Raw genomic sequence first — 13,676 nt, 5'->3', positions numbered from 1 at the left:
GGTGGAACGCTCTACGAGATCGAGGTGCGCTGGCTGGTCGAACGCGAATGGGCCGTCACCGCCGATGACATCCTCTGGAGACGCACAAAACAGGGTTTGAGGTTGAGCGGCGATGAGGTGAGGGCGCTGCAAGACTATCTGGATGGTGTCGCCGGCGGTCATGTGAAGGCGATATAAAAATTCACACCGAAGGCTGGAGGAGGCTTTGGGTTTAGATGCTTGAATTGCGAAACGTCTCGAAGATGGTTGGCGGAGAATATCATATTCATCCGACGGACCTGACGTTGCAGCGTGGAAGCCTGAATGTGCTTCTTGGGCCAACGTTATCCGGCAAAACCACGCTTATGCGATTGATGGCGGGCCTCGATCGGCCAAGTGGCGGTGCGATCTTTTTCAACGGCGAGGATGTGACCGGCCGCCCGGTTCAGAAGCGCAACGTCGCCATGGTCTACCAGCAATTCATCAATTATCCGGCGCTCACCGTGTATGAGAACATTGCGTCTCCTATGCGTGTGGCAGGCAAGGATCAGGCGACCATCGACAGGGAAGTCCGTAAGGCCGCAGATCTTCTGAAATTGACCCCTTATCTCGACCGCACACCGCTTAATCTGTCCGGGGGCCAGCAACAGCGTACGGCATTGGCACGCGCCATCGTCAAGAATGCCAATCTGGTGCTTCTGGACGAGCCGTTGGCCAATCTTGACTACAAGCTGCGCGAGGAATTGCGTCTGGAACTGCCGCGCATCTTTGCCGAGTCCGGTGCGATCTTCGTTTATGCCACAACAGAACCATCAGAGGCGCTTTTGCTCGGCGGCAATACGGCAACGTTGAGCGAAGGACGGCTGACACAATTCGGGAGGACTATCGACGTCTATCGCCGACCGGTTGATATCGTCACCGCTGCCACTTTCGCCGATCCACCGTTGAACACGATCGAGGTGATGAAGACGAACGGCAGTTTTGTGCGCGCCGATCGCCGGGTCATGGCGGTTCCGGCCCATCTTGAGACCATTCCGGATGGCCCTGTTACGATTGCCTTCCAACCACACCATCTGTTTCCCGCATCGCAGGCGCATACGGCGCAACCCATCAGGGCGCGGACATTGATATCGGAAATCGCCGGATCGGAAAGTTTCGTGCATATCGATTTTGCCGGGCAACGCTGGGTGATGCTCGCACAGGGCATTCACGACATTGAACCCGACCGCGAGATAGAACTGTTCCTCGACACGCAACATCTTATGGCATTTGACGCAAACGGTCGCGCCATCGGTGTTGCTCCTGTCGGGCAGGTTTGAGGAGGGGCGATAATGGCACGCATAACGCTGGATCATATACGCCACGCCTACAGCGCCAAGGCGCAAGCCGCAGGCGATTACGCGTTGAAGGAAGTCCATCACGAATGGGAAGACGGCGGTGCCTATGCGCTGCTCGGTCCATCCGGCTGTGGAAAAACGACGTTGCTCAACATCATTTCCGGCCTTATCCGGCCGTCGGATGGGCGCATTGCCTTCGACGGAACTGATGTTACCGATCTTGCCACGGAAGATCGCAACATTGCGCAGGTTTTCCAGTTCCCGGTCGTCTACGACACCATGACCGTCTACGATAATCTCGCCTTTCCGTTGCGCAACCGGCATGTACCGGAGGCAGACGTCGATCGCCGCGTTCGCGAAATCCTCGAAATGACCGATCTCGCGGGCATGGCGAAGCGCCGTGCGCACGGACTGACAGCTGACCAGAAGCAGAAGATTTCCCTGGCGCGCGGGCTGGTTCGCTCGGATGTCAACGCCATTCTTTTCGATGAGCCGCTGACGGTCATCGATCCGCATATGAAATGGGTGTTGCGCTCTCAGTTGAAACGCCTGCATCGCCAGTCCGGCTTTACAATGGTCTATGTCACCCACGACCAGACGGAGGCGCTGACCTTCGCAGACAAGGTCGTGGTGATGTATGATGGGCAGATTGTGCAGATCGGCACGCCGGCGGAATTGTTCGAGCGGCCAAGCCATACATTTGTTGGTTATTTCATCGGTTCGCCGGGGATGAATGTCATTCCGGCAACGCTCGATGGAAACAGGGTCAAGCTCGGCAACGAGGTTTTTTCGCTCGACTTCGCCCCCAAGACGAACGCCGGCGCCAAGACCGAACTAGGCATCCGACCGGAATTCGTTCGGATCGGCCGCGAGGGTATGCCCGTTACAATCAACAGGGTCGAGGACATCGGGCGTCACAAGATTGTTCGGGCCACATTCGCGGGGCAGGCAATAGCGATCGTGGTTTCGGAAGATGCAGACATTCCTGCTGAAGCACGCGTTACGTTCGATCCCGGCGCAATCAGCATTTACGCAGATTCCTGGCGCGTCGGCAGGGAGGGTTGAGGGATGAACAAGACCTGGAATAACAAGGCTTGGTTTCTGGTGCTGCCGGTGCTCGTGCTCGTGGCGTTCTCGGCGGTCATCCCTTTGATGACCGTTGTGAACTATTCGGTGCAGGACACATTCGGAAACAACGAGTTCTTTTGGGCGGGTGCGGATTGGTTCGTGCAGACATTGCATTCCGACCGTTTCTGGGAAGCGTTGCAGCGCAATCTGATCTTCTCGATCATCATCCTGCTTCTCGAAATCCCGCTTGGTATTTTCATTGCGCTCAACATGCCGAAAAAGGGCATCGGTGTTCCTGTCTGCCTGGTACTGATGGCACTGCCGTTGCTGATCCCGTGGAACGTGGTGGGAACAATCTGGCAGGTATTCGGACGTGTCGATATTGGCCTGCTCGGACGCACGCTTGCGGCAATCGGGCTCGACTACAACTATGTCCGCGATCCGATCGATGCCTGGGTCACCATCATCGTCATGGATGTCTGGCATTGGACGAGCCTCGTCGTGCTGCTTTGCTACGCAGGCCTCGTGTCGATCCCGGACGCCTATTATCAGGCGGCAAAGATCGATGGCGCCTCTCGCTGGTCGGTGTTCCGCTACATTCAACTGCCTAAGATGAAGCGTGTGTTGCTGATCGCAGTGCTGCTGCGCTTTATGGACAGTTTCATGATCTACACCGAACCTTTTGTCGTTACGGGCGGTGGCCCCGGCAATTCCACGACGTTCCTGTCGATCGACCTCGTCAAGATGGCCGTGGGTCAGTTTGACCTCGGGCCTGCTGCGGCCATGTCGATCATCTACTTCCTCATCGTCCTGCTGCTTTCATGGATCTTCTACACCGTGATGACCAGCGGTGACGAGAACGCATGAGGGGAGAGGAAAACATGGCCCAGACAATCAAATACAAACCGGCTGGCAACTACTCGTGGGTTGTTTCGACGATCTACATCATTTTCCTCCTGCTGCCGATCTACTGGTTGATCAACATGAGCTTCAAGGAAAATGCCGAGATTACCGGTACTTTCTCGCTCTGGCCGATCAACCCGACACTGCGCAACTATACGATCATCTTCACAGATCCATCGTGGTACAGGGGCTACATCAATTCGATCACCTACGTTGTTCTGAACACGGTGATCTCTGTGCTTGCTGCGCTACCTGCGGCTTACGCCTTCTCGCGCTACCGGTTCCTCGGGGACAAGCATCTGTTCTTCTGGTTGCTGACAAACCGCATGGCGCCCCCTGCCGTTTTCGCGCTTCCCTTCTTCCAGCTCTATTCCGCGTTCGGGCTGATCGACACGCATATTGCTGTCGCACTGGCGCATTGCCTCTTCAACGTACCGTTGGCTGTTTGGATCTTGGAAGGTTTCATGTCCGGCGTGCCGAAGGAAATCGATGAGACGGCCTATATCGATGGCTATTCGTTCCCCCGTTTCTTCGTTCGTATCTTCATGCCCCTGGTGGCGTCTGGCATTGGTGTTGCTGCCTTCTTTTGCTTCATGTTTTCGTGGGTTGAGCTCTTGCTTGCCCGCACGCTGACAACGACAGCGGCGAAGCCGATTTCAGCCATCATGACACGCACGGTGTCGGCGTCCGGCATGGATTGGGGAGTGCTTGCTGCAGCCGGTGTATTGACCATCATTCCCGGCGCGCTCGTCATCTATTTTGTCCGCAACTATATCGCCAAGGGCTTCGCGCTCGGTCGCGTCTGAGAAGGGAGATTGGACATGAATTTTTCCTGGATGGCGTGGACATTGCCAACCGCATTATTCTTCCTGACGATCCTCGTGCTTTTGATCAGCATGGGCGTCTGGGAATATCTGGCGCCGGGTGGATCGCCACGTGTTGGCATTTTACGGTTTGAGACGACGAGGGGGGATCGCCTCTTCATCTCGCTGCTTGGTGCGGCGTTCATTCATCTCGCATGGCTGGGTTTTATTGGACCCAACCTGTGGTGGGCACTTGGCCTCGCGGTGGTCTACGCCATAGGCGTTTTCCGCTTTGTATAGGCCGGGAGGATACAGATGGCCGGGTGACTGGCCGCCTGACGTTAAGACTGCAATCGCAAACCTTGGGAGGATATTATGCGAAGGCATCTATTAGCGACAACAGCAGGAATTTTGTTGGCGATGGCGGGTTCCGCCTATGCCGGCATGGATGAGGCAAAGTCCTTTCTTGACAAGGAAGTCGGGGAGCTTTCGACGCTGACCCGCGCCGATCAGGAAAAGGAAATGCAATGGTTCATCGATGCGGCAAAGCCTTTTGCCGGCATGGACATCAAGGTGGTCTCTGAGACCATCACCACGCATGAATATGAATCGAAGGTTCTGGCGCCAGCCTTTACCGCCATCACCGGCATCAAGATCACCCATGACCTGATTGGTGAAGGTGACGTTGTTGAAAAACTGCAGACGCAGATGCAGTCCGGCGAAAACATCTATGACGCCTATATCAACGATTCCGATCTCATCGGTACACATTGGCGCTATCAGCAGGCGCGCAGCCTGACCGACTTCATGGCCAACGAAGGCAAGGACGTTACGAACCCCGGCCTGGACATCGATGACTTCATCGGCAAGTCTTTCACAACGGCACCCGATGGAAAGCTCTATCAGTTGCCGGACCAGCAGTTCGCAAACCTTTACTGGTTCCGCTATGACTGGTTCAACGACGACAAAAACAAGGCGGACTTCAAAGCGAAATACGGCTACGATCTCGGCGTTCCAGTCAACTGGTCGGCATATGAAGACATTGCCGAATTCTTCACCGGCCGCGAGGTCGGTGGCAAGAAGGTCTATGGCCACATGGACTATGGCAAGAAGGACCCGTCGCTCGGTTGGCGCTTTACCGACGCGTGGCTGTCCATGGCTGGTAATGGCGACAAGGGTATTCCGAACGGCAAGCCGGTTGACGAATGGGGCATCAAGGTTGACGAAAAGTCACGTCCGGTCGGCTCGTGCGTCGCCCGCGGTGGTGACACCAACGGTCCAGCTGCCGTCTATTCGATCCAGAAATACCTGGACTGGATGAAGGCCTACGCTCCGGCTGCTGCTCAGGGCATGACCTTCTCCGAATCCGGTCCTGTTCCATCGCAGGGTGAGATCGCCCAGCAGATGTTCACCTACACCGCCTTCACCGCCGACTTTGTGAAACCCGGTCTGCCGGTCGTCAACGAGGATGGAACGCCGAAGTGGCGTTTTGCTCCGAGCCCGCACGGCGTCTACTGGAAAGATGGCATGAAACTTGGCTATCAGGACGCCGGTTCATGGACGCTCATGAAATCGACACCTGACGATCGTGCCAAGGCCGCCTGGCTTTACGCACAGTTCGTCACCTCCAAGACAGTCGACGTCAAGAAGAGCCACGTCGGCCTGACCTTCATTCGCGAATCCAGTATCCGGGACAAGAGTTTCACGGAACGCGCTCCAAAGCTTGGCGGTCTGGTCGAGTTCTATCGCTCGCCGGCCCGCGTGCAATGGTCGCCGACCGGTACAAACGTTCCGGATTATCCGAAGCTTGCGCAATTGTGGTGGCAGGCCATCGGCGATGCGTCTTCCGGTGCGAAGACCCCGCAGGAAGCCATGGACTCGCTTTGCGCAGAGCAGGAAAAGGTTCTGCAGCGTCTTGAGCGCGCCAAGGTCCAGGGTGAATTCGGGCCTGCGCTGGCGGAAGAGCACGACATCGAATACTGGAACAAGGACGCAGTTTCGAAGGGTAATCTGGCACCACAGCTGAAGATTGCCGACGAAAAGGAAAAGCCTGTTACCGTCAATTATGACGAACTGGTCAAAAGCTGGCAGAAGTAATTTCTGACGGCACATTATAACCGGGGCGGCTTGCCGCCCCGGTCATTTGCATCTGAAAGGGAGTGACATAATGGGTGGGTATATTCTGGCGATCGACCAGGGAACGACATCAACGCGATCTATGGTTTTCGATCGCGATATGCGGGTCATCGGGGTCGGACAGCGAGAATTTCCCCAGCATTTCCCGGCATCTGGCTGGGTGGAGCATGAACCGGAAGATATCTGGAACAGTGTGGTGGAAACCATCCGCCTGGCGCTGGCAGACGCCGGTATCGGCGCTTCTGACATCGAGGCGATCGGCATTACCAATCAGCGCGAAACCACTGTCCTATGGGACAAGAATACCGGCGAGGCCGTCCATCGCGCCGTTGTCTGGCAGGATCGCCGCGCCGCGCCGGTGTGCGAGGAGTTGAAGAGACGCGGGCTGGAGCCGCTCTTTGCGAAAAAAACGGGGTTGCTTCTCGATCCCTACTTCTCGGGAACGAAGCTTGCATGGTTGCTCGACAGCGTAAGCGGTCTGCGTGAAAAGGCAGTCAATGGGGAGATCTGCTTCGGTACTGTCGACAGCTTTCTGATCTACCGTCTCACAGGCGGCCGCCGCCACGTGACCGACGCCACGAATGCATCGAGAACGTTGATCTACAACATCGAAGAGAATGCCTGGGACGACGAACTCCTGTCCATTCTTGATATTCCGCGTGCCATGCTGCCGGAGGTGCTGGATTGTGCTGCCGATTTCGGCATCACGGACAAGGCTTTGTTCGGCGCTGAAATCCCGATCCTCGGCGTGGCGGGTGACCAGCAGGCGGCCGTCATCGGCAACGCCTGCTTCGAGCCGGGCATGATGAAGTCGACCTATGGTACTGGCTGCTTTGCGCTGCTCAACACTGGGACGGATCGCGTTGCATCGACCAACCGACTGCTAACCACCATCGCTTACCGACTTAACGGTGTTACGACCTACGCGCTCGAAGGGTCGATCTTCATTGCAGGTGCGGCGGTGCAGTGGCTGCGCGACGAACTCGGATTTATCTCAGTTGCGGCGGAGGTTAGTGCACTTGCCGAAAAGGCCGATCCCAACCAGCGGGTTTATCTGGTTCCGGCGTTCACGGGACTTGGGGCACCTTATTGGGACGCGGAAGCGCGCGGCGCCATTTTCGGTTTGACGCGTGGAACCGGGCCGGCCGAGTTTGCGCGCGCAGCACTGGAAAGCGTCGCCTATCAGACCTTCGACCTGCTCGAGGCCATGCGCAAGGATTGGGCGGGCGATAACGGCAAGACGGTTCTCAGGGTCGATGGTGGCATGGTTGCTTCCGACTGGACCATGCAGCGGCTTGCCGATGTTCTTGCCGCGCCCGTCGACCGCCCGGTTTTCCTCGAAACGACGATTTTGGGGGCGGCATGGCTTGCGGCATCGCGTGCCGGTATCTGGCCGGATCAGGAAGGCTTTGCTGCGCATTGGAAGCGTGACCGTCGCTTTACGCCCGATCTCGATGGCGCTGAACGCGAGCGGGCTATCGCCGGTTGGCGAGACAGCGTGAGCCGATGCCTGTCGCGATCGGCATAAACAGGGTCATCTTGGTTTTTAAGTCGACCGGCTTTTCCGGCCGATAGCTTCTCCAAGCGAGATGATCAGGGCGCAAATCGCGATGAGCACAAGCGAGGCTGCCGAAGCTGCGGGCAAGTCAGTCCCGGTTTCGGAAACCTTGCTGTAGAGAACCAGTGGAAGAATGTTCACCTGTGTGCCGACAAGAGCGAGCGCTGTACCATAGGCTCCTACCGCAACTGCAGACGTCAGGCAGAACGCGGCCACGAGGCTTGGTGCGATCTGCGGCAGCATCACATCGACCATCGCGCGGCCATTGCTGGCACCAAGCGAACGCGCCGCAATCAGCTGGTTGCTGTCGAAATTGGTGATGGCGGGAAGCACGATAAGGACAACGCGCGGGACGAGATAATAGGAGTAGGCGAGGCCTAGGCCGAATGGCGAAAAAATGAAGCCCCCGACAACGGCTGGATCAAAGCCGAGTTCGGCAAGCAGCAGGGTTACGAAGCCCGAGCGCCCAAGCAGAAGAATAAAGCCATAGGCCACGATTAGCCCCGAAAATGTCAGCGGCAGAGAGATGGCAATCAATGCGGCCATCTTAAGCCGCGGAGCTAAGCGGGCCAGGGCAAGAGCGACGCAAAAACCGACGATCAGGGAAAACAGGGGGGCAGCTGTTCCGAGAATAAGTGTTCCCTTTAATCCGTTCCAGAAGACCGGATCGTTGACCAATCGAACGAATGCGTTGCCGCTATCCGAAAATGCTCCAATCAGAACCGCACTGATGGGGAGGATGAAGAATAGGCCAAGAACTGTACAACCGGGAAAGGCGAACAGTGCGAGTGCTTTTTTGGAGGCACGAACGCCCATCGAAATTCTCCTGATAGGGATGGCTGCCAGTTGCAGGCCGACGTTGTCTGCCCGTTGTCGTGCCACCCGCCGCCTTCATTGCGCGGCGGGTGGCTGAGGCGTTGTTACTGACCCAGAACGGCTTTGGCCCAACCAGCATCAATTTCCGCCTTCTTGGCCGTTGCCTTGGCGATATCGAGCGGCTTGATCTGGGCGGCAGCCGGCATCTTGGCCGCGACAGCTTCAGGAAGCTTGATGTCATTGACGGACGGGCGGACATAGCCTTCGGCAAAGATCTTCTGACCTTCGTCGCTCATGACGAAGTTCAGCCACAGCTTGCCCGCATTGGGGTTCGGGCCGTTCTTGACCAGTGAAATCGCATAGGGGGCCGCGGCCGATGCCTCCTCGGGAATGACGACCTCGATGCCATCTGCCATGCCATCGGTGAACTTCGCTTTCAGGCCATCGTTTTCGTAGCCGATCCAGATCGGGATTTCACCCTTCAGGAACTGAGCGTAAGGCGTTGTGCCGACGGTGCGCAGGACATTGCCTGCCTTGCTGAGCTTGCCGAGATAGTCGATGCCGGGTGTTACATCGTCCATGCTGCCGCCATTGCCGAAGCTTGCTGCGAAGGTGACAACCTGTCCCTGGCCTGTCGAACGTGGGTCCTGATAGACGATTGCATTCTTGTATTCGGGCTTAAGAAGATCGGCCCAGGTTTTCGGAACGTTTTTAACGAGCTTGGTGTTGACGAGGAAGGCAACACTTAGCGTGTGAACGGTGAACCACTGGCCATCAGTCGCACGAAGCGTCTCGGGCAAGCGGTCAAAGTTTGTTGGCTTGTAGCCTTCGACAACACCAGCCTTGGCGGCATCGAGCGCAGATGCGGCGAAGTAATAGGCCGTGTCGGCCTGCGGGCGGTTGCGGGATTTGTCTAGGGCAACAACTGTGGCTGCCGAGCCAAGATCGTTATAGACCATCTCCACACCCGGGTAACGCTTCTGGAAAGCCTTGAACTGGCCTGCCCAGTTAGCCCATGTCGGGCCGGTGTCGAAGGACACGACGAGACCTTCTTTCTGAGCTGCGTCATAAAGCGCTTTTTCACCCTGATAGAGTTCTGGGCCCTCAAAGGCGAGTGCGCTGGAGGCAAAGCTCAATGCCATGGCGCCTGCGGCCATGGTTGTCATGAATTGGCGTCTGTTCATGGTCGTACCTTTTTTGTTGAAATTCAGTTGGGGGGAAGAAGGCGAATTGCGTCTGGAGGGACCTGCACGGATGTCACAGCCTCCCTCAGATGGGTTTCGAGGCGGATGAGGCCGCCCTGAACATTGAGATCGATGCGACGGATCGGACCGAGGTAACGATCGGCGGCGACAACCCCGGAGAAGACGCTGGCGGAGGTCTGCGCATCAGCGTCGACTGCGGGAGTAATCCGTTCGGGGCGAACGAACACGGTCACCGCTTCCCCCGGCGTGTGGCCTTTGGTGTGGCAGCGGAGTGAGCCGATCTCGGTCTCAACCAACCCGTCGGCGGTGATCTTGCCCTTCCAGAGGTTCGATTGGCCGACAAAAGCCGCCACATAAGCATTGGCTGGTGTTTCGTAAAGTTCCTGTGGGGTGCCGACCTGGATCAACCGACCGTCGCGCATCACGGCGATCTTATCGGCTATTGAAAGCGCCTCTTCCTGGTCGTGCGTCACGAGCAATGTCGCGATGCCTGAAGCGCGTTGAACGCGCAAAATCTCGTCGCGCATGTCTACACGCAGGTTGGCATCGAGGGCCGAAAGCGGTTCGTCGAGAAGAAGGCCTTGAGGTTCGAACACCAGTGCGCGGGCAAGGGCAACGCGCTGCTGCTGTCCGCCTGAAAGTGCGGCGGGAACATCATCGGCCCGCTGGCTCATGCCGACACGATCCAGCATGTCGATTGCTCGCGTGCGCCTTTCGGCTTTGGCGATGCCGCGTACCTTCAACGGATAAGCGACGTTTTCCCACAAGCGCATGTGGGGAAAGAGCGCGTAGTTCTGGAAAACGACACCAAGTCGCCGTCTCTCCGGAGACAGTGCGCTGACGTCGGTACCATCGATCAGAATGCGGCCATTGGACGGGCTGACGAAGCCAGCAAGCAGCTTCAGGATTGTCGATTTGCCAGAGCCGGATGCGCCTATGATGGCAAGAAGCTCACCACGCCCGATCTCAAGTGAAAGATCGAAGATGCCGGTTTTTGCGCCTGGATAAGTGAAGCTGACGTTTTCATATGTGAGCGTCATGCGGAAACTGCTTTCTTGGAGTCTGAAAACTTGGATGTGAGGCTGCTTGTCAGCGACGCGATGGTGGCGAGGAAAAGCAGCACGATGGTGGCCGCACAGGCAAAGCCAGTTGCGCCGTAAAACGCTTGCAAAAGGACAACGGGATAGGTGCGGGAGAGGAACCCGGAGATGAGGTTTGAAAGCTGAAATTCGCCAATCGACAAAGCCGCAACAGTCAGCATGGACGACATCAGACTGGGGCCAAGCAGCGGAATGACGATGTCGCGAAGTCTGGCGAGGAAGGAGGCGCCAAGCGTGGAGGCGGCATGTTCGTATTCGTCCAGCCGCAACTGCTCCATGTCGGCGACAAGCGCCGTAACCGTGTATGGCAGTGTCAAGACAAGGTGACCTGCCGCCAGTAGCCAGAAGCTGCCAAGCCACGGGAGCGTGTCGGATGAAAAGACAAGGATGAAGCCGAAGGCTAGAACGAGATCAGGGACCGCAACCGGAAGCAATGTCACCAGACGGGCCGCAAATCTGACACCGCCTCTGGCGCCCACCTGAATGGCATATGCAAAGGGCAGACCGATCAACATATTCAGGGCGCAGGTGACGCCGACGATCTGCAGGCTGGTGATAAAGGCTCGGCGAAAACTTGGGTCCGCCATAACCTCCTCATACCAGCGCCAGGTGAAACCCGTCGGCAGAAGGGTGTTACTCCAGTTTTCGCCGAACGAGCCCAGTGCAAGCAGAAGCACGGGGGATACCAGAAAGATCAGATAGGCGATTGCAATGAAGGGCAAGAGGGCAGCCTCTTAAGTGTTGCGGTTCGATGTCCGCCGCCCTTCTAGTGATGCGATGTAATAGTTTAATGACAAATGGAAGAAAACTTACAGATTGAAGAGTATCCGATTGGCGATGCGTTCCAGCGCATCTTCAATGGTTTCGATGACTGGCACGCTCTCGACATACGGAGCGCCGGCCATGGCAAGAACCAACCGGTTGAACTGCAGGCCCAGCGCCATTTCGGACAGGGTGCCGACGCCACCGCCGACAGCAACGAGCGCTATACACGCACGTGCAATAATGGCGTTACGAGCAGGACCTATGCCTGTGGCAATCGGTATGGCAACGAAAGGGTTGGCTGCTTGCCATTCCTCATCCGGCAATATCCCGATTGGCAAGCCACCACGCGAGGCATGTCCCTCACATGCCGATTCCATAACGCCATTCTTTCCGCCGCAGATAAGCTGCAGGCCGTGATCCGCCATTGCTGAGGCAAGTTGGTAGGCTGTCTGTCGCTGTTCAACGGTTGCGTCTCGGGGCCCGATGATGCCGATCGGAACCCGTTTGAGCAAGCGATGCCCGGCAAGACACTTCAAGGCTTCAAGTGGCATTACGGTTGAACTGGAATCGTCGGGAGCATCGTTATCCAACCATTCCAAACGGGAAGGATCGAAGACTTTTCCAGCACCGTGCAGGCGTTTTTCCTGTGCGTTCCAGCGCAATTCCACCATAATGATTTTTGCTCCGTTCAATTCTTAAAACTGTCATGTAGTTTGTAATATAAGTGACATTAATGGGAGTTTTATGACAAGAGATGACATGCCAGAGAATAGCGAGCTGACGCCCCGCCAGACCGAGATATTGCAACTGGTGGGGGAGCATGGATATGCAACGCTGGAGACCCTTTCTCAGCGCTTCGATGTTTCCGTACAATCGATAAGGCGAGACATCATCCAACTCGACAAGCTCCGTTTGTTGCAACGCTTTCACGGCGGAGCGGGGCCTATGGATTCGACCGTTCGTCTTGGATATGCCGAAAAGACGATGCGAGCAGCGGCTGCCAAGGAGAGAATAGGACGTTCGGCCGCAAACTTGGTGCCTGATGGCGCAGCAATCTTCCTGGACGTCGGTACCACCGTAGAAGCCGTCGCCAGTGCTCTCAAGGAACGCGCTATCCGTCTGCATGTCTTTACCAACAGTCTTGCTTGCGCGATGCTTCTGACCGGGGAACCCGATCTGCACCTTCATGTCTTTGGTGGCTCTTCGCGCGGCGCTGACGGTTCACTTGTCGGCGCTAGAACATTGGCTGAGATCGAAACAATCCACTTCGATTTCGCATTCATCGGTTTTTCCGGCTTTGCGACGGATGGCACGATCCTCGACTACGATCTTGAAAAGATCGCAATCAAGCAGGCGGCAATGCGGCGTTCGGTCCAGTCAGTTCTGGTTGGTGATCATTCGAAGTTTGCTCGCAAGGCAATCGCGACAGTGGGGAGCCCCCGCGATTTCTCCCATCTTGTCACCGATATTGCGCCTCCGGATTTTCTCCTGTCTTCTTTCGCCAAAGCAAAGCTCGAAGTCGTCGAAGCAGGTTGATGGATCTGACCTGCAAAACGGCACTGTAGCGTCTGGCAACCACGTCAGGCGTTTTTCATCGTTCCTGTTACGATTGCCGGCTGTGATGCGGGCACTGCGTTCAACCGGTGTGACTAATCGTCAAAGTAAATGACTTGGAAGCAAGACCTTCCGCGATAAGTGAGCGATGATCCGTTCGGTTGCACGTTGCAGTCTCTGCCCTGTTAATTATTTCAATAATAGCAATTCATTCGCAATTATTATTGCAATTCTGTGCCGCGTTTGGTTGGGCTAGTTATAGCTCCAACAGAGACGCGACGGACACACCGGACAACATCAGATGACACACCGGTCACGCCCAAGCGACGACGTTTCAACCCAGCCGCCTTTGGCCATCATTTTACGGAGAACCACCATGTCGAAGCTTGAAGTCCTGACCCCCGCAAACAGCCAGCTCATCTTCATCGACCAGCAGCCGCAGATGGCTTTCG

At 56.6% G+C, this 13,676-nt stretch carries 13 protein-coding genes and 2 pseudogenes; 10 read left to right on the top strand and 5 right to left on the bottom strand.

The window, feature by feature from the left end:
- The 8 genes and pseudogenes from ACIQT8_RS25160 to glpK all read left to right on the top strand — a co-directional run.
- Window positions 1-177, top strand: a pseudogene (locus ACIQT8_RS25160) (glycerol-3-phosphate dehydrogenase); the annotation flags it as partial.
- Between the two features lie 38 nt (window positions 178-215).
- A complete protein-coding gene (locus ACIQT8_RS25155) occupies window positions 216-1,298 on the top strand; it encodes an ABC transporter ATP-binding protein (RefSeq protein ID WP_400971273.1) in 1,083 nt (360 codons plus the stop codon).
- 12 nt (window positions 1,299-1,310) lie between these two features.
- Complete coding sequence (locus tag ACIQT8_RS25150) at window positions 1,311-2,381, top strand: ABC transporter ATP-binding protein (RefSeq protein ID WP_400971270.1); 1,071 nt, start codon at window positions 1,311-1,313, stop codon at window positions 2,379-2,381.
- Window positions 2,382-2,384: 3 nt separating this feature from the next.
- Entirely contained in the window at window positions 2,385-3,251 is an 867-nt protein-coding gene (locus ACIQT8_RS25145) for a carbohydrate ABC transporter permease (RefSeq protein WP_138793784.1), read from the top strand.
- Window positions 3,252-3,265: 14 nt separating this feature from the next.
- The gene (locus tag ACIQT8_RS25140; RefSeq protein WP_400971266.1) at window positions 3,266-4,093 is read left to right on the top strand and encodes a carbohydrate ABC transporter permease; all 828 of its coding nucleotides are present in this window, start codon (window positions 3,266-3,268) and stop codon (window positions 4,091-4,093) included.
- Window positions 4,094-4,108: 15 nt separating this feature from the next.
- Window positions 4,109-4,390: a DUF2160 domain-containing protein gene (locus ACIQT8_RS25135; protein ID WP_400971263.1), complete on the top strand. Its 282-nt coding sequence runs from the start codon at window positions 4,109-4,111 to the stop codon at window positions 4,388-4,390.
- Between the two features lie 75 nt (window positions 4,391-4,465).
- Window positions 4,466-6,187: an ABC transporter substrate-binding protein gene (locus ACIQT8_RS25130; protein ID WP_138793781.1), complete on the top strand. Its 1,722-nt coding sequence runs from the start codon at window positions 4,466-4,468 to the stop codon at window positions 6,185-6,187.
- Between the two features lie 70 nt (window positions 6,188-6,257).
- A complete protein-coding gene (gene glpK, locus ACIQT8_RS25125) occupies window positions 6,258-7,754 on the top strand; it encodes a glycerol kinase GlpK (RefSeq protein ID WP_400971260.1) in 1,497 nt (498 codons plus the stop codon).
- 18 nt (window positions 7,755-7,772) lie between these two features.
- Here glpK and ACIQT8_RS25120 read toward each other — a convergent pair whose 3' ends face one another.
- The 5 genes from ACIQT8_RS25120 to ACIQT8_RS25100 form a co-directional block, all read right to left on the bottom strand.
- Complete coding sequence (locus ACIQT8_RS25120) at window positions 7,773-8,600, bottom strand: ABC transporter permease (RefSeq protein ID WP_400971257.1); 828 nt, start codon at window positions 8,598-8,600, stop codon at window positions 7,773-7,775.
- Between the two features lie 104 nt (window positions 8,601-8,704).
- Entirely contained in the window at window positions 8,705-9,784 is a 1,080-nt protein-coding gene (locus tag ACIQT8_RS25115; RefSeq protein ID WP_400971254.1) for an extracellular solute-binding protein, read from the bottom strand.
- A gap of 23 nt (window positions 9,785-9,807) precedes the next feature.
- Window positions 9,808-10,845, bottom strand: coding sequence for an ABC transporter ATP-binding protein (locus tag ACIQT8_RS25110; RefSeq protein ID WP_400971251.1), 1,038 nt, complete (start codon window positions 10,843-10,845; stop codon window positions 9,808-9,810).
- A complete protein-coding gene (locus tag ACIQT8_RS25105; RefSeq protein WP_400971248.1) occupies window positions 10,842-11,627 on the bottom strand; it encodes an ABC transporter permease in 786 nt (261 codons plus the stop codon). Before ACIQT8_RS25105 ends, ACIQT8_RS25110 begins: the two co-directional genes overlap by 4 nt.
- 87 nt (window positions 11,628-11,714) lie before the next feature.
- A complete protein-coding gene (locus ACIQT8_RS25100; RefSeq protein ID WP_400971245.1) occupies window positions 11,715-12,341 on the bottom strand; it encodes a TIGR00725 family protein in 627 nt (208 codons plus the stop codon).
- A gap of 88 nt (window positions 12,342-12,429) precedes the next feature.
- On the opposite strand from ACIQT8_RS25100, the gene ACIQT8_RS25095 reads away from it, so the two are divergent.
- Together ACIQT8_RS25095 and ACIQT8_RS25090 are read left to right on the top strand one after the other, a co-directional pair.
- A complete protein-coding gene (locus ACIQT8_RS25095) occupies window positions 12,430-13,206 on the top strand; it encodes a DeoR/GlpR family DNA-binding transcription regulator (RefSeq protein WP_400971243.1) in 777 nt (258 codons plus the stop codon).
- Window positions 13,207-13,600: 394 nt separating this feature from the next.
- Window positions 13,601-13,676, top strand: a pseudogene (locus tag ACIQT8_RS25090) (hydrolase); the annotation flags it as partial.

Origin of the sequence: Agrobacterium sp. NPDC090273, assembly GCF_044772305.1 — a bacterium.
Taxonomy (GTDB): domain Bacteria; phylum Pseudomonadota; class Alphaproteobacteria; order Rhizobiales; family Rhizobiaceae; genus Agrobacterium.
Note: the sequence above shows the minus strand (reverse complement) of the source record. Positions and strands in the feature narration are given on the sequence as shown.